The organism is Streptomyces sp. NPDC002742 (assembly GCF_042888885.1).
Classification (GTDB): domain Bacteria; phylum Actinomycetota; class Actinomycetes; order Streptomycetales; family Streptomycetaceae; genus Streptomyces.
The window spans coordinates 142,719-164,068 of the sequence record NZ_JBIAQF010000009.1; the positions used below are offsets into that span (position 1 = coordinate 142,719).

Genomic DNA, 21,350 nt, shown 5'->3' on the forward strand with positions numbered 1-21,350 from the left:
CTTACTTCTCCTCGGTACGGGTGTGGGTGACGGCGGGCTCGTTGCCGCCCAGCAGCAGATAGAGCACGGCCATGCGGATCGAGACGCCGTTGGCGACCTGCTCGACGACGGTGCACCGCTCGGAGTCGGCGACCTCGGCGGTGATCTCCATGCCGCGGACCATCGGGCCGGGGTGCATCACGATGGCGTGCTCCGGCATTCTCGCCATGCGCTCGCCGTCGAGCCCGTAGCGACGCGAGTACTCGCGCTCGGTCGGGAAGAACGCCGCGTTCATCCGCTCGCGCTGCACGCGCAGCATCATCACGGCGTCGGACTTGGAGAGGGTGCTGTCGAGGTCGTACGAGATCTCGCAGGGCCAGCTCTCCACGCCGACCGGCACCAGGGTGGGCGGCGCGACGAGGGTGACCTCGGCGCCGAGGGTGTGCAGCAGGTCGACGTTGGAGCGGGCGACACGGCTGTGCAGGACGTCGCCGACGATCGTGATGCGCTTGCCGGCCAGGTCCTGGCCGATCCCGGCGTCCCGGCCGACGAGGCGGCGGCGCATGGTGAAGGCGTCGAGCAGGGCCTGCGTGGGGTGCTGGTGGGTGCCGTCGCCCGCGTTGATGACGGCGGCGTCGATCCAGCCGGAGGTGGCGAGCCGGTAGGGGGCTCCGGAGGCGCCGTGCCGGATGACGACGGCGTCGACGCCCATGGCCTCCAGGGTCTGGGCGGTGTCCTTGAGGGACTCGCCCTTGGAGACGCTCGACCCCTTGGCGGTGAAGTTGATGACGTCCGCGGAGAGGCGCTTCTCGGCGGCCTCGAAGGAGATCCGGGTCCGGGTCGAGTCCTCGAAGAAGAGGTTGACGACGGTGCGGCCGCGCAGGGTCGGCAGCTTCTTGATCGGCCGGTCGGCGACCCGGGCCATCTCCTCGGCGGTGTCGAGGATCAGGACGGCGTCGTCGCGGGTGAGGTCGGCGGCCGAGATGAGATGACGCTGCATCTGTCAGGCTCCGTAAGGAAGTTCAGGGAGGATTCGGGCATGCGGGCGCGCGGGAGCGCACTCGGCGGCGGGGACCGGAGTGCTACTGGGGCTCGCCCGGGGAGGTCCGCTTGGCACCGAGCAGCACGGTGTCGCGACCGTCCTCCTCGGCGAGCTGGACCTTGACCGTCTCCCGCAACGACGTGGGGAGGTTCTTGCCGACGTAGTCGGCGCGGATCGGCAGTTCGCGGTGGCCCCGGTCGACGAGGACGGCGAGCTGCACGGCGCGCGGACGGCCGATGTCGTTCAGCGCGTCGAGCGCGGCGCGGATGGTGCGGCCGGAGAAGAGCACGTCGTCGACGAGGACGACGAGGCGGCCGTCGATGCCGTCACCGGGGATCTCGGTGCGGGCCAGCGCGCGCGGCGGGTGCATGCGCAGGTCGTCGCGGTACATCGTGATGTCGAGGGAGCCGACCGGGATCTTGCGGTCGGTGATCTCCTGGAGCTTCTCGGCCAGTCTGCGGGCCAGGAAGACGCCCCGGGTCGGAATGCCGAGGAGCACCACGTCGTCGGCGCCCTTGGCGCGTTCGACGATCTCGTGGGCGATGCGGGTCAGCACCCGAGCGATGTCGGGCGCCTCGAGAACGGGCCGCGCATCGGCTTCGTACTGCTGCTTGTCGTGCTGGGTGTCCATAGGAAACGGACCTCCTTCTCCGCCTCACGGGACGGATCATTAAAGGACGTCGGATTTGCGCCATCAACGGTACCAGCCCGGCAACGGACCTGATCACATCGCTTTGAGCCACACCCCGGCGACCCCGTGCGGGAGCCGGTCGAAAATCCTTCGGCTTGACGGGGGAGAGTAACGCTGCGTAACCTCACAGTGAGTCACCAGCCGCGCGGCGGAGCCGCACGTTGATACAGCGTCCGGGGAGCTATATGTCCAGCGAATACGCCAAACAGCTCGGGGCCAAGCTCCGCGCCATCCGCACCCAGCAGGGCCTTTCCCTCCATGGTGTGGAGGAGAAATCCCAGGGTCGCTGGAAGGCGGTCGTGGTCGGTTCGTACGAGCGCGGCGACCGCGCCGTCACCGTACAGCGCCTCGCCGAACTGGCGGACTTCTACGGGGTTCCGGTCCAGGAGCTGCTGCCCGGGACCACGCCTGGCGGGGCCGCCGAGCCGCCGCCGAAGCTGGTCCTCGACCTTGAGCGGCTGGCGCACGTGCCGGCCGAGAAGGCGGGCCCCCTCCAGCGCTACGCGGCGACGATCCAGTCGCAGCGCGGCGACTACAACGGCAAGGTGCTGTCGATCCGCCAGGACGACCTGCGCACCCTCGCCGTCATCTACGACCAGTCCCCCTCGGTCCTCACCGAGCAGCTGATCAGCTGGGGCGTCCTGGACGCGGACGCGCGCCGCGCGGTCGCCCACGACGAGGGCTGAATCCCTTAGGGCAGCTCAGCAGAAACGTGCCGCCGGGGGGGGGGGGGGCGCCCGCGGCGGGCGGCCCCCCCCCCCCCCGGGGCGGGGGGGCGGGGGGGGGGCGGCCGGGCCCCCCCCCCCCCCGGGCGGCCGTCTGCGGGCCTGGGGCGCCTTCGAGGTACGGGAACGCCGGAGGGCCCGCAGCGATCGTGCTGCGGGCCCTCCGGCGTTCCCTACGTCCCCTTCGGGGCGTACGGCTCGGGCTGCCGGTCAGTCCTCGTCGCGGCGGAGCGACGGCTTCAGGTCCTTCAGCCTGCCCAGCAGACCGTTCACGAACGAGGGCGACTCGTCCGTGGAGAACTCCTTCGCCAGCTGGACCGCCTCGTCGAGCACCACGGCGTCCGGGGTCTCGTCGACCCAGATCAGCTCGTAGGCACCCAGGCGCAGGATGTTGCGGTCGACGACCGGCATCCTGTCCAGCGTCCAGCCGACGGCGTACTGCGCGATGAGCTCGTCGATCCGCCTCACCTTGGTGGCGTAGCCCTCGACCAGCTGCATCGTGTACTCGCTGACCGGCGGCTGCCGGGTGTCGGACCGGGAGTGCCGGATCCAGTCCGCGAGGACCGTCAGGACGTCCACGCCGCGCTGGTCGCCCTCGAAGAGGATCTGGAAGGCGCGCTTGCGGGCCGTGTTGCGGGCAGCCACGGTTAGCTGTTCACCCGGCCGAGGTAGTCGCTGGTGCGGGTGTCGACCTTGATCTTCTCACCGGTGGTGATGAAGAGCGGGACCTGGATCTGGTGGCCGGTCTCCAGGGTGGCGGGCTTGGTGCCACCGGTGGAGCGGTCGCCCTGGACGCCCGGCTCGGTCTCCTGGATGACCAGCTCGACGGCGGCCGGCAGCTCGACGAAGAGCACCTCGCCCTCGTGCTGGGCGACGCTGGCCGTGAAGCCCTCGATGAGGAAGTTGGCAGCGTCGGCGACGGCCTTGCGGTCGACCATGAGCTGGTCGTACGTCTCCATGTCCATGAAGACGAAGTACTCGCCGTCCATGTACGAGAACTGCATGTCGCGCTTGTCGATCGTGGCCGTCTCGACCTTGACGCCGGCGTTGAACGTCTTGTCGACGACCTTGCCGGAGAGCACGTTCTTCAGCTTGGTGCGCACGAAGGCCGGGCCCTTGCCGGGCTTGACGTGCTGGAACTCGACGACGGACCAGAGCTGGCCTCCGTCGAGCTTGAGGACCAGGCCGTTCTTGAGGTCGTTCGTGGAAGCCACGGTTGCGGAATCTCCTGGACTGACGTGGACGACCCCGGCGCACGCGGGTAGCCCGGAGGCTAGAGCGCGAGCAGTTCCTTGGTCGTAATGGTGAGTAGCTCGGGTCCGCCGTCCGCCTCAGGGCGTACGACGAGCGTGTCATCGATCCTGACACCGCCCCGGCCCGGAAGGTGGACCCCCGGTTCGACGGTGACCGGCACGCAAGCGTCCAGTTTACCCATGGCCGCGGGGGCAAGCTGCGGGTCCTCGTCGATTTCGAGCCCGACACCGTGCCCCGTCAGCGGCGGAAGGCCTTCGGTATGGCCCCCGGAGTCCAGTACCTGACGGGCCGCGCGGTCCACGTCGCGGTAGGCGGCGCCCGGTGCCAGCGCCTCCCGTCCGGCGCGCTGGGCGGCGAAGACGAGGTCGTACAGCTCGATCTGCCAGTCGGCGGGCGAGGTGCCGATCACGAACGTACGACCGATCTCACACCGGTAGCCGCGATAGGTCGCGCCGAGACAGACCGAGAGGAAGTCACCCTCCTCGACGCGCCGGTCGGTGGGCCGGTGGCCGCGCCGTCCCGAGTTCGGGCCGGTGCCGACCGAGGTCGCGAAGGCCGGTCCGTCCGCGCCGTGGTCGACGAGCCGGCGCTCCAGCTCCAGGGCGAGATGGCGTTCGGTGCGGCCGACGAGAATGGATTCGAGGAGTTCACCGAGCGCCTGGTCGGCGATCTCGGCGCCGATCCGCAGACAGGAGATCTCCTCCTCGTCCTTGATCACGCGCAGCTGTTCCACCGCGCCGCCCAGGTCGGCCAGGCGCAGTCGCGGCGCGACCGAGCCGAGGGCACGGTGCCGGGTGACGGTCAGGTGGTGTTCCTCCACCGCGAGGGACTCGGCACCCTGTCCTGCCGCCAGACCGGCGGCCGCGACGGCGGGATCACCGCCGGCGCGCGGCAGGACCCGCACGGTCAGCGCCTCGTCGGGGCGCCCTTCCACGGCCTCGCCGGTCGGCGGGCCGCCGCACAGCAGTACGTCCTCGCCGCTGCCGAGCAGCAGCACCGAGCCGTGCGGGGCCGCACCGGCGAGATACCTCACATTGGCGGGGCGGGTCACCAGCGCGCTCGCGCTGCCGCCCGCCGTACTGCGTTCCCGGAGCCGCTCTCTGCGCGTCGCGTACACCTCTGACATGAACCGAGCGTACGAGCGGTGGCCGGATGTCGCCGGTTCAGAGAGCCGGACGGGTAGCCCGGCGCCCGGACGGGCGGACGCGGGGGGCCCGGACGGGCGGACGCGGGGGGCCGGACGGGCGGACGCGGGGGGCCGGACGGGCGGACGCGGGGCCCGCTCAGCCCTGCGGCCCGCTCACCACTGCGGCGGGCTGGCGATCGACCGCGCCAGAACGTCGTCCAGCACGCGGGCCGTGGCCGCCACGTCGAGCTGCGAGTTGTCGATGATCGGGAGCCCGGAGCCGTACCAGCCGGCCATCCGGCCGTGGATGCGCGCGACCTCCTCGTCGCTGAGCCTGCGGTTCCCGGAGCGCTCGGCGTTGCGCTCCAGGACCACTTCCAGGCCCGGCAGGAGCACGACCGGCAGCAGCCCTGGGCCGACGTGCCGCTTCCAGCCACCGAGGCCGACGACCGGGCGGTCCGGGAAGACGGCGTCGTCGAGGATGCACGAGATGCCGTTGGCCAGGAAGTTGCGGGCGGCGAAGCCGCAGGTGCGGCGGGCGAGACGGTACTGCGCCTCGGAATGGTCGTTCCATCCCGACTGCGGGTCGGCGAACCCCGAGCGCACCCATTCGCGTACGTCGTCGAGGCTGATGTGGGCCGTGGGCACCCGGCGGTGGTCCGCCCAGTACTTGGCGACGCTGGTCTTCCCGGCGCCCGCGGGGCCGATCAGCAGGATCGCGAGGGTGGTGGCCGCCGGATCGGGCGCGCCCGCGGCGGGCGGCGGGCTCGGCACGGCCACCGAGACCCCCGGAGGCAGCCGTACATGCCCGGTGGCGTCCTGCGCCGGCGGCACGGAAGGGTGCGGCGGGGGCTGCGCGGACGGGTGCTGCGGAGGCTGCGGGGGCACCTGGTGCGGCGGCAGGTGATGCTGCGGGGCCTGGGCGGGAGGGGCGCCGGGCGGCACCGGCGCCCCGGCGAAGCCCGGAGCGGGCGCGGGACCCTGCTGCCCCGGGTACTGACCGGCCGGCGACCATCCGGCGGCCCGTCCTTGCCCCGGCTGGTGGGGCGGCGGCAGCGGAGCCCCCACTGCGTGCTGCATCCGGTGCCACTCCGTCTCGTACAGGCGATGTGCGCTGGCTGGACGGGACGCCGGTCCCGTCGCTACCGAACGGTACCTTCCCCGGCCGCCGTTGTGTGAACGGCCGGGGAGGGTGCGAAGTGCCCGGGAGGGAGAGGCAAAACGGGTTGAGCAGGGGTCCTTCGGACCATACGTCCGCGCTGGGCGCCGCCCGCTACTCGCCGACCTCGCCGTACGCGGCGAGCAGGACCGCCGGATCCGGGCCCTCCAGGACGGTCGGCTTGGCCAGCCCGTCGAGGACGATGAAGCGCAGCAGGTCGCCGCGGGACTTCTTGTCGACCTTCATGTTCTCCACGAGCTTGGGCCACTGGTCGTAGCGGTAGCTCAGCGGGAGACCGACGGATTCCAGGATCGTGCGGTGGCGGTCTGCGGTCGCGTCGTCCAACCGGCCCGCGAGGCGGCCGAGTTCGGCGGCGAAGTGCATGCCGACGGAGACCGCCGCACCGTGCCGCCACTTGTAGCGCTCGTTCTTCTCGATGGCGTGCGCGAGCGTGTGACCGTAGTTGAGGATCTCGCGCAGCCCCGACTCCTTGAGGTCGCCGGAGACGACCTCGGCCTTGACCTTGATGGAGCGTTCGATCAGCTCGGCGGTGTGCGGGCCGGCGGGCGTCCGGGCCGCCTCGGGGTCTGACTCGATGAGCTCCAGGATCGCCGGGTCGGCGATGAAGCCGGCCTTGATGATCTCCGCGAGCCCGGAGACGTAGTCGTTGACCGGCAGCGAGTCGAGCGCCGCCAGGTCGCAGAGCACGCCCGCGGGCGGGTGGAAGGCACCGACGAGGTTCTTGCCCTCGGCGGTGTTGATGCCGGTCTTGCCGCCGACCGCCGCGTCGACCATGGCGAGCACGGTGGTGGGGACGGCGATCCAGCGAACCCCGCGCAGCCAGGTGGCAGCCACGAAACCGGCGAGGTCGGTGGTGGCGCCGCCGCCGACGCCGACGATGACGTCGGTGCGGGTGAAGCCGGACTGGCCCAGCGCCTTCCAGCAGTAGGCCGCGACCTCGGCGGTCTTGGCCTCCTCGGCGTTCGGCACCTGGATGGCGACGGTCTCGAAGCCCTGCTCGGCCAGGTCGGCGCGCAGCGCCTCGCCGGTGCCGTCGAGCGCCTCGGGGTGGATCACGGCGACACGCTTGGCCTTGCCGCCGATCAACCCGCCGAGCTCACCGAGGAGTTGACGGCCGATCAGGACCTCGTAGGGGTCGGTACCGGCGGTGCCGCCGACCTGGACACGGGTCACTGCCTCGCTCATGCTTCCTTCAACTCCACTGCGTCGAGGACCGCTTGGGCGACCTCTTGGGGGGTACGGCCGTCGGTCGCCACGACCGCTCGGGCGACTTCGGTGTACAGGTGGCGGCGTGCCTCCATCAGCTCGCGCCACTGGCGGCGGGGGTTGACGGCGAGCAGCGGCCGGGCCGCGTTCAGTCCGGTGCGCTGGACCGCCTCCTCCACGTCCATCGAGAGGTAGACGACCTGGTGGCCGGCGAGCAGCGCCCGGGTGTCCGCGTCGAGGATCGAACCGCCGCCCAGCGCCAGCACACCGTCGTGCCCGGCGAGCGCCTCGCTCACCGCCCGCTTCTCGATGGCGCGGAAGGCGGACTCGCCGTCGTCGAGGAAGATGTCGGCGATGGTGCGGCCCTCGGCGGCCACGATGTCGTCGTCCGTGTCCCGGTAGGCGCAGCCGAGCCGCTCGGCGACGAGCGCGCCCACCGTGGACTTGCCGACCCCCATCGGGCCGACCAGGACCAGCCGTGGGGCGGTCACCGGACGACCAGGTTCTCGAGGTAGCTCCGCACGTTCCGGCGGGTCTCCGGAACGCTGTCGCCGCCGAACTTCTCGGCCACGGCGTCGGCGAGGACGAGGGCGACCATGGCTTCGGCGACGATGCCGGCGGCCGGGACCGCGCAGACGTCGGAGCGCTGGTGATGGGCCTTGGCGGCCTCGCCGGTGGCGACGTCGATGGTGGCGAGCGCGCGCGGCACGGTGGCGATCGGCTTCATGGCCGCGCGTACGCGCAGCAGTTCGCCGGTGGTCAGACCGCCCTCGGTGCCGCCGGAGCGGCCGGTGGAGCGGCGGATGCCGTCCTCGGTCCGGACGATCTCGTCGTGGGCCTGCGAACCGGGCACCCGGGCCAGGTCGAAACCGTCGCCCACCTCGACGCCCTTGATGGCCTGGATGCCCATGAGCGCGGCCGCGAGCCGGGCGTCCAGACGGCGGTCCCAGTGGACGTGCGAGCCGAGGCCCACCGGTACGCCGTACGCGAGCACCTCGACGACGCCGCCGAGCGTGTCGCCGTCCTTGTGGGCCTGGTCGATCTCGGCGACCATCGCCTTCGAGGCGTCGGCGTCGAGGCAGCGCACCGGGTCGGCGTCGAGCTTCTCCACGTCGGAGGGCTTCGGGTAGACGCCGTACGGTGCCTTGGCCGCGGCCAGTTCGACTACGTGGGAGACGATCTCGATCCCGGCCGTCTCCTTCAGGTACGAGCGGGCGACCGTGCCGAGCGCGACTCGGGCCGCGGTCTCGCGGGCGGAGGCGCGCTCCAGGATCGGCCGGGCCTCGTCGAAACCGTACTTCTGCATGCCGGCGAGGTCGGCGTGGCCGGGCCGGGGGCGGGTCAGCGGGGCGTTGCGGGCGAGGTCGGCGAGGATCTCCGGGGCGACCGGGTCGGGCGCCATGACCTGGTCCCACTTGGGCCACTCGGTGTTGCCGACCATGACGGCGACCGGGGAGCCGAGGGTGAGACCGTGCCGGACGCCACCGAGGAAGGTGACCTCGTCGCGCTCGAACTTCATCCGGGCACCGCGTCCATAGCCCAGGCGCCGCCGGGCGAGGTGGTCCGCCACCATCTCCGTGGTGATCGGGACGCCGGCGGGAAGACCCTCCAGCGTCGCGACGAGTGCGGGACCGTGGGACTCCCCCGCGGTCAGCCAGCGCAACCTGCTCAACGGTGCTCCTCATGCTCGCGCCCTGGTACTGCTGCTGCGTACACGCGTCCTCGCGTACGGCGACGGCGCGACCGGGTGCGCGGCCCTGGCCCGCCGTCTCCGATCCTCCCACGTCCGGGGACGGGAACCGGCCGCAGGTCCATCAGGCGGACGCACCCGGCCGGGTCGCGCCGCTCCGCTTACGCCCCCAGGGGCGCCTCGGCGGGCCCGTGTCGGGCCGTCCGGCAACCGTCGCTGTCGGCGGTTCGCCTACCGGGCGGCGAGCGCGTGTTCGCCCGCCTTGCGCATGGCAGTGAGGGGCGCGGGCGTGCGACCGGTCATCCGCTCGACCTGGAGCACCGCCTGGTGCACGAGCAGATCGAGCCCGCCGACCACGGCCCCGCCGTACGCCGACCAGCGCGCCGCGAGGTCGGTCGGCCAGGGGTCGTACAGCACGTCGAAGAGGGTCGCGGGGCGCTCCGGGACGGCGGCGGCCAGCGCGTCCGTGGTCCCCGCCGGGGTCGTGGCGATCACCAGCGGCGCCCGCAGCGCCTGTTCGGCGTCGGCCCAGTCCTCGGTGCGCACCTCGACGCCGAGCCGCTCGCCCCACGTCCGCATCTCTGCGGCCCGCTTCTCGCTGCGGACGTACGCGACGACCTCGCCGGTGCAGATCCGCGCGAGGGCGGCCAGCGCGGAGGACGCGGTGGCGCCGGCCCCGAGGACGGCGGCCGAGTCGACCTGCCCGATCCCCCGCTCGCGCAGCGCGGCGACCATCCCGGGGATGTCGGTGTTGTCGCCGACGCGCCGTCCGTCCTCGGTGAACACGACGGTGTTGACCGCCTCGACGGACGCGGCCGTCTCGCTGATCTCGTCGACCAGCGGCATCACGGCCCGCTTGAGCGGCATGGTCAGCGAGAGCCCGGCCCACTCCGGTCCGAGACCGTCCAGGAACCCGGGCAGTGCCTCCTCGCCGACCTCGAAGCGGTCGTACGACCAGTCCCCGAGGCCCAGCTCCCGGTACGCGGCGCGGTGCAGCACCGGGGAGAGGGAGTGGGCGATCGGCGAGCCGAGCACCGCGGCCCGGCGGGCATCAGTTGCCCGAGCTGGCATTGAATTTGTCCTTGAGCTTTTGGAACTGGGCCAACGTCTTGGCGAATTCGGTGTTGTTCTGACCGTCTGTCGCCACGAAATAGAGCCAGCCGTCCTTCGTAGGGTTGAACACCGCCCTGAAAGCGTCGTCACCCGGGTTGCCGATCGGACCGGGCGGCAGACCCGCGTGAGTGTAGGTGTTGTACGGGTCCGGATTGCTGTTGATCTCGGACGAACTGATGTGAATCTTGCTCTGACCCTTCAGGTAATTGAAGGTCGAGTCGAACTGCAGTTTCTGATTGGTCTCGGTGTTGGTGCGTTTCAGCCGGTTGTAGACGACCTCGGCCATCTTCCGGTAGTCGTCGTGCGTCTTGCCCTCGGCCTGCACCAGGCTCGCGACCGTGACCACCTGGAGCGGATTGTCCAGCTTGAGAGCCTTGGCCTTCGCCACGAGTCCCAGAGCGACGTACCTCTTGTTGGCCTGCGCGACCATGCTCTTCAGGATGGCCTCGGGCTTCATGCCCTTGGCGGCGGGATACGTGAGCGGGTAGAGGAACCCTTCCAGCGGATCCTTTATGTCCTTGTCGGTGTTCGCCCAGCTCGGGAGCCCCAGGCTCTTGTACTCCTTCTTCGCGACGCCACTGGTGGTGCCGTCGGCGAGACCGAGCTTCTTGTCGATCGCCGCGTACACCTGGGCGTTGCGGAAACCGGGCGGCACGGTCACATTGTTCTGGCTCTTGGGGTCGAGGAGCAGCTCGACGGCGCTCGCGGCCGACATCTCCTTCCGCAGGAGATAGGCACCCGCCTGAATCGACTTGCCCTTGGGATTCTCCGCCTGAGCGGACACGAAAGCGTCCACGCTCTTGACGACACCGAGCGCCTTGAGCTTCTGGCCGATGACGTAGCCGCCCTCGCCCTTGGCGATGACGACGGGCACCTGTCCCGTGCCCTCGCCGCTGTAATCGGGAGCCGAGCCGAAACGATTCTGGTAGTAGTGGTAGCCGAAAACTCCGGCTGCGGCGAGACCGCCTCCGAAGACCATGACGACCACCAGACAGGCGCAGCCGCTGCGACGCTTCTTCTTGCCCGTGCCGCCGCCCCGGACCTTGCGGTCACCGCGGGCCTTGCGGCCCTTCGGGTCGTCACCGTCGCCGTCGAGGTCGTCGTCATCGTCGTCGTCGCCACCGGCGAAGAACGCGTGCTCGCCCTGGTCCGGCCCCGGGTCCCAGTCCGGCTCCGGTTCGGGCTCGGCGCGGCGCCGGGCGGGCGGCTCCGGCGGCGGATAGGCGTCGGGGGTGTTGTAGAAGTCGGGCTGCTCACCCGTGTACTGGCCGGCGTAGGGGTCGGCAGGGTCGGCGGCGTAGGACCCCTGGCCCTGTGCGCCGGGGTTCTGGCCGCCGTCGGGGTACTGCTGCTGGCCCTGGCCGGGGTACTGCTGCTGACCCTGACCCGGGTACTGCTGCTGACCCTGACCGTTGAACTGCTGCTGGCCCTGGTCGCCGTACTGCTGCTGGCCCTGGTCGCCGTACTGCTGCTGGCCCTGGTCGCCGTACTGCTGCTGGCCCTGGTCGCCGTACTGCTGCTGGCCCTGGCCGGGGTACTGCTGCTGACCCTGACCCGGGTACTGCTGCTGACCCTGGTCGCCGTACTGCTGCCCCTGGAACTGCTGCTGGTCCTGGTACTGCCCCGGCCCGCCCTGGTGGCCGTACTGCTGCTGACCCTGGCCCCAGTCGCCCTGCTGCGCCTGCTGCTGCGGATAGTGCTGCGGCTGGCCGCCGTCGTAGGCGGACTGGCCGTCGGCGGCCTGTCCGCCCCATCCGCTGTCCCCGTACAACGGGTCCTCCGGATGCCACGGTTCGGAGCCAGGGCCCCGGCCATACTCAGTCATCGATCCCCTACAGGCCGCGAGCCGGCAGCTGCCGGCTCGTGTGGCTCGGCTCCCGTCCGCCTCTTTAACTGTGCGAAGGCTGTTCGAACACCACCGCATCGGGCGGAACGTTACCGTATCGCGATCACATGACCACTTCGACGCCCTCGCCGGGCGACTTGCCTGACACCCGTTCGGATTCCAGCGCCTGCTGCAGAATGACGACGGCGGCCGCCTGGTCGATGACCGACCGGCCCTTCTTCGTTTTCACGCCCGCGGCGCGCAGGCCCTGACCCGCCGTGACTGTGGTCATCCTCTCATCCACGAGCCGCACCGGAACGGGAGTGATCCCGCCCGCGAGCTCCTGGGCGAAGGCACGGACCTTCACCGCGGCGGGGCCCTCGCCCCCCTTGAGGGAGCGAGGGAGCCCGACGACGACCTCGATCGGCTCGTACTCCTCGACGAGCTGCCTCAGCCGGCGGTGGGCGGCCGGGATGTCACGTCCCGGGACCGTCTCCACCGGTGTCGCGAGGATCCCGTCGGGGTCGCACGAGGCGACCCCGATCCGGGCGTCCCCGACGTCGATCGCGAGCCGACGTCCTCTGCGCATGTCCGCGGCCCTTACTTGGCCGTCTCGGCGACGAGGCGCTGGACCGCGTCGATGGCCTCGCCGACGGCGGCGGGGTTCTGGCCGCCGCCCTGAGCGACGTCCGGCTTGCCGCCACCGCCGCCGCCGAGGGTCTTGGCGGCCGCACGGACCAGCTCGCCGGCCTTCAGACCGCGCTCGCGGGCGGCCTCGTTGGTGGCGATGACCGTCAGCGGCTTGCCGCCCGCGACCGTGAACAGGGCCACGACGGCGGCCCGTCCGCCCTGGATGCGGCCGCGCACGTCGAGGACCAGCTTGCGCAGGTCGTCGGCGCCCGTGCCGTCCGGGACCTGACCGGTCACCAGGGCGACGCCGTTCACGTCCTTGGCGGAGTCAACGAGTCCGGCGGCGGCCTGCAGCACCTTCTCCGCGCGGAACTTCTCGATCTCCTTCTCGGCGTCCTTCAGCTTGCCGAGCATGGCGGAGATCTTCTCCGGAAGCTCCTCGGCGCGGCCCTTGACCAGCTCCTGGAGCTGGGCGACGACCGTGTGCTCACGGGCGAGGAAGTTGTACGCGTCGACGCCGACGAGGGCCTCGATGCGCCGCACGCCGGAGCCGATGGACGACTCGCCGAGCAGCTTGACCAGGCCGAGCTGGGAGGTGTTGTGCACGTGCGTGCCGCCGCACAGCTCCTTGGAGAAGTCGCCGATGGTCACGACGCGGACGCGCTCGCCGTACTTCTCGCCGAACTCGGCGATGGCGCCCTGCTTCTTGGCCTCGTCGAGGCTCAGGATCTCGGCGTGCACGTCCAGGTCGCGGGCGAGCACCTCGTTGATCTGCTGCTCGACGTCCGTCATCACGGCCGTCGGGACGGCGGACGGGGAGCCGAAGTCGAAGCGGAAGCGGCCGGGCTGGTTCTCGGAACCGGCCTGGGCGGCCGTCGGACCGAGAGCGTCGCGCAGCGCCTGGTGCGTGAGGTGCGTGGCCGAGTGGGCGCGGGCGATGGCCGTGCGACGGCGTACGTCGATGGTGGCCTGGGCCTTGGCGCCGACGGTGACCTCGCCGACCTGGACGACGCCCTTGTGGACGTACACGCCCGGGACGGGCTTCTGGCAGTCGCGGATCTCGATGACGGCACCGGTGTCGACCCGGATGCGGCCCGTGTCACCGATCTGGCCGCCGCCCTCGGCGTAGAACGGGGTGCGGTCGAGGACGATCTCGACCTCGTCGCCCTCGGTGGCGGCCGGGGAGGAGACACCGTCGACGAGGATGCCGACGACCGTCGACTCGGCCTCGGTGCGGTCGTAGCCGATGAAGTCGGTCTCTCCGGCGGCGTCGGCGATCTGACGGTACGCGCCGAGGTCGGCGTGGCCGGTCTTCTTGGCGCGGGCGTCGGCCTTGGCCTTGTCCCGCTGCTCCTTCATCAGGCGGCGGAAGCCGTCCTCGTCCACCGACAGGCCCTGTTCGGCGGCCATTTCGAGGGTGAGGTCGATCGGGAAGCCCCAGGTGTCGTGGAGCAGGAAGGCCTTGTCGCCGGCGAGGACCGTGCCGCCGGAGTCCTTGGTGTCGGTGATGGCCGTGTCGAGGATGTTCGTGCCGGCCTTCAGCGTCTTGAGGAAGGCGGCCTCCTCGGCGAGGGCCACGGTCTCGATCCGCTGCCGGTCGCTCACCAGTTCCGGGTACTGCTGACCCATCATCGCGATCACGACGTCGATGAGGTCCTTGACGACAGGGCCGGAGGCACCCAGCAGGCGCATGTTGCGGATGGCGCGGCGCATGATGCGGCGCAGCACATAGCCGCGTCCCTCGTTGCCGGGGCTCACGCCGTCGCCGATGAGCATCACGGAGGTGCGCATGTGGTCGGTGACCACGCGCAGCGAGACGTCGGAGCCCTGGGCGGCGCCGTACTCGACGCCCGTCAGCTCGGTGGCCTTCTTGATGACGGCCATGGAGGTGTCGATCTCGTACATGTTCTGCACACCCTGCAGAATCATGGCGAGGCGTTCCATGCCGAGACCGGTGTCGATGTTCTTGCTGGGCAGCTCGCCGAGGATCTCGAAGTCGTCCTTCGAGGTGCCCTCGCCGCGCTCGTACTGCATGAAGACCAGGTTCCAGATCTCCACGTACCGCTCGTCGTTGACGGCCGGGCCGCCCTCGACGCCGAACTCGGGACCGCGGTCGTAGTTGATCTCGGAACACGGTCCGCAGGGTCCGGGGACGCCCATGGACCAGTAGTTGTCCTTCTTGCCCAGGCGCTGGATGCGCTCGGCCGGGACGCCGATCTTGTCGCGCCAGATGGTCTCGGCCTCGTCGTCGTCGAGGTAGACCGTGATCCACAGACGCTCGGGGTCGAGCCCGTAACCACCCTTGTCCTGGGGCGAGGTGAGCAGCTCCCAGGCGTAGGTGATGGCGCCTTCCTTGAAGTAGTCGCCGAAGGAGAAGTTGCCGCACATCTGGAAGAACGTGCCGTGGCGGGTGGTCTTGCCGACCTCTTCGATGTCGGGTGTGCGCACGCACTTCTGCACGCTGGTGGCGCGCGGCCACGGCGGCTTGACCTCGCCGAGGAAGTACGGCTTGAAGGGGACCATGCCGGCGGGGACCAGGAGCAGAGTCGGGTCGTCCGCGATGAGCGACGCCGAAGGGACGACGGTGTGACCGCGCTCCTCGTAGAAGCTCAACCAGCGGCGGCGGATTTCAGCCGACTCCATCAGTGGTCCTCATTCCGGTTGTACGAGTACGTCGTGTTCTCGATGTACTTGATCTGCTTGTTGTTGCCGAGCTGCTTGGCGCCGGGCCGCCGGGTGTCGCCGATGGCGGCGGTACGGCGCTGCGGGGGCAGTTCGGAGTCCGGGTGCTCGTTCAGGCCGAGCACCTCGCCGAGTTCGGCCTCTCGTTGGGCCATCCCGTCGCGGACGTCGAGCGCGAACTCCTTCAGCCGATGGCCCGCGTCGATCGCCTTGTTGGCGGCCTGGGCCGCGAGGCTCTCGGGGGTCAGTTGCCTGAGCTTGCGGTTGACCTTGGTGGTGGCCCATACACCCGCGGCTGCGCCTGCGGTGAACCAGAACGTACGGCGGAACATCGCTGCGTCAGTCCTTCTTCCGCTTTCCCCGCCGCGCGGACGGGACGGTGCGGCCCACGATCACGGTACGCCGGGACGCTTTGTCGGGCACATTCTCTCGACGGCCTCCGATGGCCCGGCGCACGCCGTAGCCGAACGCCGCGACCTTGACCAGCGGGCCGCCGAACGTGGAGGCGACGGTCGTCGACAGCGCCGAGGCGTTCGACGTGACCTCCTGGACGTCCGACGCGATGGCGTCGACCCGGTCGATCTGCGTCTGCGCGGAGCGCACCGCCGCGGAGGCGTCCGCGAGGAGCGGGACGGCCTGGTCGGTCACGTCCGCCACGAGCTTGGTGGTCGCCCTGAGCGTCTGGGCCAGCCTCACCAGCGCGACGGCGAGGAAGGAGACCAGGATCGCCCAGAAGACGGCCACCAGGATCCCGGCCACCTCACCACCGGACACTGTTGCACCCGCTCCCTGACTGTGTGCCTGAACATCGAAAAGTCGTCACCCGAGCCTATCGCGCCGGGGCCGGGGCTCCGTACCGCATTTCACGGCTCCGGAGTGTGGAGTTGCGCGAAGCGATTGTACGGAGTGCTTATGGGTCAGTACGCTCCGTATCTCATGCAGCGTTCTCACCGCGCCCGGTGCTCCGGTCCTGCGACACCCGGCAATCTGCCCCTGGAACTCGACGCGTTCGTGGGGCGCGCCACCGAACTCGCGCGGCTGGCCGAGGCGCTGGAGACGGGGCGCCTGATCACCGTGACCGGTGTGGGAGGCGTCGGCAAGACACGGTTCGCGGCGCGGGCGGCGGCCAGGACGGACGTACGCGACGGGGTGTGGCGGGTGGACCTGTCCGCGGTGCACGACCCGGAACTCGTCGAGTACGCGGTGGCCGAGGCGCTCGGTCTCACGGACCACACGGCGAAGCCGCCGCGCCAGGTGCTGCTCGACCATCTGGCCGGACGCCGGCTCCTCCTGGTCCTGGACGGTTTCGAGCACCTGGTGGACGTGAGCGCCTCGCTGGTGGGCGAGTTGCTGCGGCGGGCGTCCGGGCTGCGGGTGCTGGCCGTGGGCCGCAGGCCGCTGGACGTCGGTGGCGAGCGGGTCTTCCCGCTGGCTCCGCTGGCCGCCACGGAGGCGGTGGAGCTGTTCGCGCGCCGGGCGGCGGCCCGGGTGCCCGGCTTCGCGCTGGACGAGGGGAACCGGTCCGACGTCGAGGAGTTGTGCCGGCGCCTGGACGGGATCCCGCTGGCGCTGGAACTGGCGGCGGGACGCCTGAGCGCCCTGTCGCCCGCGCAGCTCCTCGCCCGGCTGAAGGACCGTTTCCGGCTGCTGACCGGCGGCGGGCGCGACACGCCGCCGCGGCACCAGACGCTGCGGACGGCGATCGGCTGGAGCCACGAGCTGTGCACGCCGCAGGAGAGGCTGCTGTGGTCGCGGCTGTCGGTGTTCGCCGGGCAGTTCGACCTGGAGGCCGCCGAGTACGTGTGCAGCGGGGACGGACTGCACGCCGACGACGTCCTCGATGTGCTCGGCGCCCTGCTCGCACAGTCGGTGCTCGCGCGCGAGGAGTCGGCGGCGGGTGTGCGCTACCGGATGCTCGACACGGTCAGGGCGTACGGCGCGGACTGGCTGGCGGCGACGGGCGACGCGGTGCGGCTCCGGCGCCGGCACCGTGACTGGTACATGGGCCTGGCCACCTGGTGCGAGCTGGACTGGTTCTCGCCGCGGCAGGGCGAGGTGGCGGCGCGTGTCGAGACGGAGCTGCCGAATCTGCGCCGCGCGCTGGAGTACTCACTGACCGAACCGGAGGAGGCGCACCTGGGCCAGTATCTGGCGGGCGCCCTGTGGTTCTGCTGGGTCGGCTGCGGCCGGCTCTCCGAGGGCCGGCACTGGCTGGAGCGCAGTGTCGAGCTCGACGGCGACCGTGACCAGTCACGGCTGAAGGCCCTGTGGGTGCTCGGCTATGTGGCGGTCCTCCAGGGGGACTCGGTGCCCGCGCTGTCCGCGCTCCAGGAGTGCCGCGATGAGGCGGAGCGCTCCGGGAACGCCGTCGCGGTCGCCTACGCCGAACACCGCACCGGCTGCCTGGCCCTGGTCACGGACGACATGGCGCGTGCCGAGTCCCTGCTGCGCTCGGCGCTGGACCGCTATCACGAGATCGGCGAGCTGAACAGCAACGTGCTGATGGGCCAGGTCGAGCTGGCGATGGCGCTCGCCTTCCAGGGCGATCTGCCGGGCGCGGTGAAGCTGTGCGAGGACGTGCGCGGGGTCTGCGAGGACCACGGGGAGCGCTGGGCGCTGGCGTACGCGCTGTACGTCCTGGCGTACGAGGCCCAGACGGGGGGCGATCAGGCGCGGGCCCGGGATCTCCTGGAACAGGGCCTCGGTATCGCGCACAGCTTCCACGATCTGCTCGGCGCCGTCCTCGCGGTCGAGCTGCTCGCCCTGGTCACGGCGGTTGAGGGCGATCCGGCCGAGGCCGCGCTGCTCCAGGGGGCGGCGTCGCGGATGTGGCCGTCGGTGGGTCTGCCGCTGTTCGGTTCGGCGTACTACAACGCGCCGCACGAGCGGTGTGCGGCCCTTTCCCGGCAGCGGCTGGGCGACGAACGGTACGAGGAGTGCCTGCGCGCGGGGGAGCTGCTCGGGCAGGACGCGGCGGTCGCCCGGGCGCTCAAAGGGGCCGGGGCTCCGCCGCTGGGGGCGTTGCCGTCGCCGCGCGGGCTGCCCCCGGACATGCGAGAGCCCGCCGTCTCGCCCACCTCGAAGGGCGGGGGGACGACGGGCTGACACTGACGCGCAGGTGGTACCGCGTCCGCTGTAAGAAGATCAGCGGGCGTAGTACTCGACGACGAGCTGCTCGTCGCAGATCACCGGGATCTCCTTGCGGTTCGGCTCACGGTCCAGGCGGAACGCCAGGGCCGGGAGGTTCACCTGGAGGTAGCGCGGGGTCTCACCGTCGGGGGCGAAGCCACCGGCGCGGGAAACCTCGAACAGCGTCTTGCTGCGGCTGCGCTCGCGGACCATCACGACGTCGTCGGGACGGACGCGGAACGAGGGCTTGTCGACCTTCTGGCCGTTGACCTCGATGTGGCCGTGAACGACCATCTGGCGGGCCTGGTAGATCGTGCGGGCGATGCCCGAACGAAGGACCAGCGCGTCGAGACGACGCTCCAGCTCGATGATCAGGGCCTCACCGGTCTTGCCCTGGACCTTGGAGGCACGCTCGTAGGCGCGGACGAGCTGGCGCTCGGACACGTCGTACTGCGCGCGCAGACGCTGCTTCTCGAGCAGACGGACCTTGTAGTCCGAGTTCTGCTTGCGGCCACGGCCGTGCTCGCCCGGCGGGTAGGGGCGGGCCTCGAAGTACTTGACGGCCTTCGGGGTCAGCGCGATACCGAGCGCACGCGACTTCTTGACCTTGGGGCGGGACTGATTCGCCACTGTCTGTTTCTCTTTCCTTATTCCGGCTCACCCGGGTTAAAGGAGGTCGCATCCGCAGCCTGGGAAACCCTGCGGGCCCTGATGGGCCTGCCGGGCAGCCGCTCCCTGGTCTGGGCACAACGTGCAGCACACGAGTAGCCCACCGACCGTTCCCGGAAACCGGGTGGTGGTGGGCAGCCCGCGACACCTTCGACGGTGCGCGACGCTCCTGGATCCCCTCGCCCGTACGAGTACGGTGTCGGGGTTCCGGCTGCATGTCCCGTTGGGTGATGCCGACCGGAGCCGGACGCGGGACGCAGCGCTTCGAGACATGTTACAGGGTGCTCACGACCGCCCTCTACCGAGGCGCTTGCGGGTCCACTCCACCGCGTCCGCGTAGCGCGCCTCGGCGCCGTGCCGGGTCGGTGTGTAGTACTCCCGGTCCGCGAGTTCCTCGGGCGCGTACTGCTGGGCGGCGATGCCTTCGGGCAGGTCGTGCGGGTACACATAGCCCTGCGCGTGCCCGAGCTTGGCGGCGCCCTTGTAGTGCCCGTCACGCAGATGCGTCGGCACCGGACCCGCGTGGCCCTTGCGCACGTCCTCCATCGCGGCGCCGATGGCCATGGTCGCGGCGTTGGACTTCGGGGCCAGCGCCAGGGCGATGGTCGCGTGGCTGAGGGTGAGCGCGGCCTCCGGGAAGCCGATCATCGCGACGGCCTGGGCGGCGGCCACCGCTATGGGCAGCGCGTTCGGGTCGGCGAGGCCGATGTCCTCGCTCGCGGAGATCATCAGGCGGCGGGCGATGAAGCGGGGGTCCTCGCCCGCCTCGATCATCCGGGCCAGGTAGTGCAGGGCCGCGTCCACGTCGGAGCCGCGGATGGACTTGATGAGGGCGCTCGCCACGTCGTAGTGCTGGTCGCCGTCGCGGTCGTACTTCACGGCGGCGCGGTCGACCGTCTCCTCCAGCGTCTGGAGGGTGATCTCCGGCTCGCCCTTGTCGAGGGCCGCGCCGGCCGCGGCCTCCAGGGCGGTCAGGGCACGGCGGGCGTCGCCGCCGGCGATCCGCAGCAGGTGCTCCTCGGCGTCCCCGGGCAGGGCGACGGCTTCCTTCAGACCGCGCTCGGAGGTGAGTGCCCGGCGCAGCAGGCCGCGCAGGTCGTCGTCCGTGAGGGGTTCGAGGGTGAGGAGGAGGGAGCGGGAGAGCAGCGGAGAGATCACCGAGAAGTACGGGTTCTCGGTGGTCGCGGCGATCAGCGTCACCCAGCGGTTCTCCACGGCCGGGAGCAGGGAGTCCTGCTGGGCCTTGCTGAAGCGGTGGATCTCGTCCAGGAAGAGGACGGTCTCCTTGCCGTAGCCGCCGGTGGCGCGGCGGGCGCCTTCGATGACCGCACGTACTTCCTTGACGCCCGCGGTGATCGCGGAGAGCTCCACGAAGCGCTTGTCGGTGGCCTTGGAGACGACGTACGCGAGGGTCGTCTTGCCGGTGCCCGGCGGGCCCCAGAGGATCACCGAGGACGGTCCGGCCGGGCCGCCGCTCCCCTCCGCGACAAGTCTGCGCAGGGGTGAGCCCGGCTTCAGCAGATGCTGCTGCCCCACGACCTCGTCGAGGGTGCGCGGGCGCATCCGTACCGCCAGGGGACTGCTGGACGGGTCCTTCTCCTGGCGTTCTTCGGCCGCGGCGGTGAACAGGTCGGGCTCCACGTCAAGAACCCTACCGGGGGCCACTGACAATCCCCGCAGCGCCGTCGGTCAGCCGGTCCGCGATCCCCGCGGGCCGGTCAGCTGGTCCAGAAGTCCCACCAGCGGGTCAGGATCAGCATGCCGATGATGCCGATGTGCAGCGTCGGCAGGACCCAGGTGAACTCGCCGAAGAAGCTCTTGATCCAGCGCGGTGCGGGCAGGAAGCCGTTGCGGACGTTGAAGGACGTCAGGTACCAGAACATGGTGATCGTGGCGACCCAGGCGAGGCTGCACCACAGGCAGAGCGAGTTGATCCGGTACAGCGACTGGAACTGGAGCCATGTGCAGAACGCCACCCCGAAGAGCGTGCCGGCGTTGAACGTCAGCCAGTACCAGCGCGGGTAGGTGGCCCTGGCGAGCAGGCTCACACCGACGCAGATCACGATGCCGTAGGCGACGAGTCCCATCATCGGGTTCGGGAAGCCGAAGGCCGAGGCCTGGGCGCTCTTCATGATGTTGCCGCAGGAGACGACCGGGTTCAGGCTGCACCCGGGCACGAAGTTCGGGTTCTCCAGCAGCTTGAACTTGTCGATCGTGATGACCCACGCGGCGAGCAGACCGGCGGCGCCCGTGATCACCAGCAGCAGGGCGAGGGCACGGCTGCCGCCGACCGTCCGGGGAGCGGCGGGGCGTTCCTGGTCCGTCGGGGCGTCCTTGACTGTCGTCTTGCTCATCACGCCGTTTCCGTAGCTTCGAAGGGGCCTGCGGGCAGGCTCATTCTGCCGCACA

Annotated in this window: 20 protein-coding genes; 2 read left to right on the top strand and 18 right to left on the bottom strand. The window is 70.8% G+C overall.

What is annotated here, in order from left to right:
* Window position 1: 1 nt before the first annotated feature.
* Together ACFYW8_RS17980 and pyrR are read right to left on the bottom strand one after the other, a co-directional pair.
* Window positions 2-979 carry an aspartate carbamoyltransferase catalytic subunit gene (locus tag ACFYW8_RS17980; protein WP_389075567.1) on the bottom strand — a complete coding sequence of 326 codons (978 nt, stop codon included), beginning with the start codon at window positions 977-979 and terminating at the stop codon, window positions 2-4.
* An 82-nt stretch (window positions 980-1,061) separates the two neighbouring features.
* Window positions 1,062-1,652 carry a bifunctional pyr operon transcriptional regulator/uracil phosphoribosyltransferase PyrR gene (gene pyrR, locus ACFYW8_RS17985; protein ID WP_261702761.1) on the bottom strand — a complete coding sequence of 197 codons (591 nt, stop codon included), beginning with the start codon at window positions 1,650-1,652 and terminating at the stop codon, window positions 1,062-1,064.
* Between the two features lie 245 nt (window positions 1,653-1,897).
* Between pyrR and bldD the strand changes: the two genes are divergently transcribed.
* Window positions 1,898-2,398 carry a transcriptional regulator BldD gene (gene bldD, locus ACFYW8_RS17990; protein ID WP_037621142.1) on the top strand — a complete coding sequence of 167 codons (501 nt, stop codon included), beginning with the start codon at window positions 1,898-1,900 and terminating at the stop codon, window positions 2,396-2,398.
* A gap of 249 nt (window positions 2,399-2,647) precedes the next feature.
* On the opposite strand, the gene nusB is transcribed toward bldD, so the two are convergent.
* The 13 genes from nusB to ACFYW8_RS18055 form a co-directional block, all read right to left on the bottom strand.
* Entirely contained in the window at window positions 2,648-3,082 is a 435-nt protein-coding gene (gene nusB, locus ACFYW8_RS17995) for a transcription antitermination factor NusB (RefSeq protein WP_365879419.1), read from the bottom strand.
* 2 nt (window positions 3,083-3,084) lie between these two features.
* The gene (efp, locus tag ACFYW8_RS18000) at window positions 3,085-3,651 is read right to left on the bottom strand and encodes an elongation factor P (protein WP_261702763.1); all 567 of its coding nucleotides are present in this window, start codon (window positions 3,649-3,651) and stop codon (window positions 3,085-3,087) included.
* A gap of 59 nt (window positions 3,652-3,710) precedes the next feature.
* Complete coding sequence (locus tag ACFYW8_RS18005) at window positions 3,711-4,817, bottom strand: aminopeptidase P family protein (RefSeq protein ID WP_389075577.1); 1,107 nt, start codon at window positions 4,815-4,817, stop codon at window positions 3,711-3,713.
* 174 nt (window positions 4,818-4,991) lie between these two features.
* Window positions 4,992-5,897: a Pro-rich N-terminal domain-containing protein gene (locus ACFYW8_RS18010; protein ID WP_365879415.1), complete on the bottom strand. Its 906-nt coding sequence runs from the start codon at window positions 5,895-5,897 to the stop codon at window positions 4,992-4,994.
* Between the two features lie 193 nt (window positions 5,898-6,090).
* Entirely contained in the window at window positions 6,091-7,182 is a 1,092-nt protein-coding gene (aroB, locus tag ACFYW8_RS18015) for a 3-dehydroquinate synthase (RefSeq protein ID WP_365879413.1), read from the bottom strand.
* On the bottom strand, window positions 7,179-7,661 hold the full coding sequence (locus tag ACFYW8_RS18020) for a shikimate kinase (protein ID WP_389076211.1): 483 nt from the start codon (window positions 7,659-7,661) through the stop codon (window positions 7,179-7,181). The genes aroB and ACFYW8_RS18020 overlap by 4 nt, the downstream gene beginning before the upstream one ends.
* Window positions 7,662-7,690: 29 nt before the next feature.
* On the bottom strand, window positions 7,691-8,875 hold the full coding sequence (gene aroC, locus ACFYW8_RS18025) for a chorismate synthase (RefSeq protein ID WP_389075586.1): 1,185 nt from the start codon (window positions 8,873-8,875) through the stop codon (window positions 7,691-7,693).
* A gap of 249 nt (window positions 8,876-9,124) precedes the next feature.
* A complete protein-coding gene (locus ACFYW8_RS18030; RefSeq protein ID WP_389075590.1) occupies window positions 9,125-9,964 on the bottom strand; it encodes a shikimate dehydrogenase in 840 nt (279 codons plus the stop codon).
* The gene (gene mltG, locus ACFYW8_RS18035; RefSeq protein ID WP_389075594.1) at window positions 9,945-11,831 is read right to left on the bottom strand and encodes an endolytic transglycosylase MltG; all 1,887 of its coding nucleotides are present in this window, start codon (window positions 11,829-11,831) and stop codon (window positions 9,945-9,947) included. Before mltG ends, ACFYW8_RS18030 begins: the two co-directional genes overlap by 20 nt.
* A 124-nt stretch (window positions 11,832-11,955) precedes the next feature.
* Window positions 11,956-12,420, bottom strand: coding sequence for a Holliday junction resolvase RuvX (gene ruvX, locus ACFYW8_RS18040; RefSeq protein WP_365879405.1), 465 nt, complete (start codon window positions 12,418-12,420; stop codon window positions 11,956-11,958).
* A gap of 11 nt (window positions 12,421-12,431) precedes the next feature.
* Window positions 12,432-15,104 (bottom strand): alanine--tRNA ligase, encoded by a 2,673-nt coding sequence (alaS, locus tag ACFYW8_RS18045; RefSeq protein ID WP_389075598.1) that lies wholly within the window; start codon window positions 15,102-15,104, stop codon window positions 12,432-12,434.
* The gene (locus ACFYW8_RS18050; RefSeq protein ID WP_365879401.1) at window positions 15,104-15,475 is read right to left on the bottom strand and encodes a DUF6167 family protein; all 372 of its coding nucleotides are present in this window, start codon (window positions 15,473-15,475) and stop codon (window positions 15,104-15,106) included. The genes alaS and ACFYW8_RS18050 overlap by 1 nt, the downstream gene beginning before the upstream one ends.
* 7 nt (window positions 15,476-15,482) lie before the next feature.
* A complete protein-coding gene (locus ACFYW8_RS18055) occupies window positions 15,483-15,917 on the bottom strand; it encodes a DUF948 domain-containing protein (RefSeq protein WP_261702773.1) in 435 nt (144 codons plus the stop codon).
* Between the two features lie 162 nt (window positions 15,918-16,079).
* On the opposite strand from ACFYW8_RS18055, the gene ACFYW8_RS18060 reads away from it, so the two are divergent.
* Window positions 16,080-18,248: an ATP-binding protein gene (locus ACFYW8_RS18060; protein WP_389075607.1), complete on the top strand. Its 2,169-nt coding sequence runs from the start codon at window positions 16,080-16,082 to the stop codon at window positions 18,246-18,248.
* Window positions 18,249-18,287: 39 nt separating this feature from the next.
* Here the strand turns inward: ACFYW8_RS18060 and rpsD are convergent, their stop codons facing one another.
* From rpsD to ACFYW8_RS18075, 3 genes are all read right to left on the bottom strand, one after another.
* On the bottom strand, window positions 18,288-18,902 hold the full coding sequence (rpsD, locus tag ACFYW8_RS18065) for a 30S ribosomal protein S4 (protein ID WP_054233962.1): 615 nt from the start codon (window positions 18,900-18,902) through the stop codon (window positions 18,288-18,290).
* A 324-nt stretch (window positions 18,903-19,226) separates the two neighbouring features.
* The gene (locus ACFYW8_RS18070; RefSeq protein WP_389075615.1) at window positions 19,227-20,582 is read right to left on the bottom strand and encodes a replication-associated recombination protein A; all 1,356 of its coding nucleotides are present in this window, start codon (window positions 20,580-20,582) and stop codon (window positions 19,227-19,229) included.
* 77 nt (window positions 20,583-20,659) lie between these two features.
* Window positions 20,660-21,295, bottom strand: coding sequence for a vitamin K epoxide reductase family protein (locus ACFYW8_RS18075; protein ID WP_389075620.1), 636 nt, complete (start codon window positions 21,293-21,295; stop codon window positions 20,660-20,662).
* Window positions 21,296-21,350: the final 55 nt, after the last annotated feature.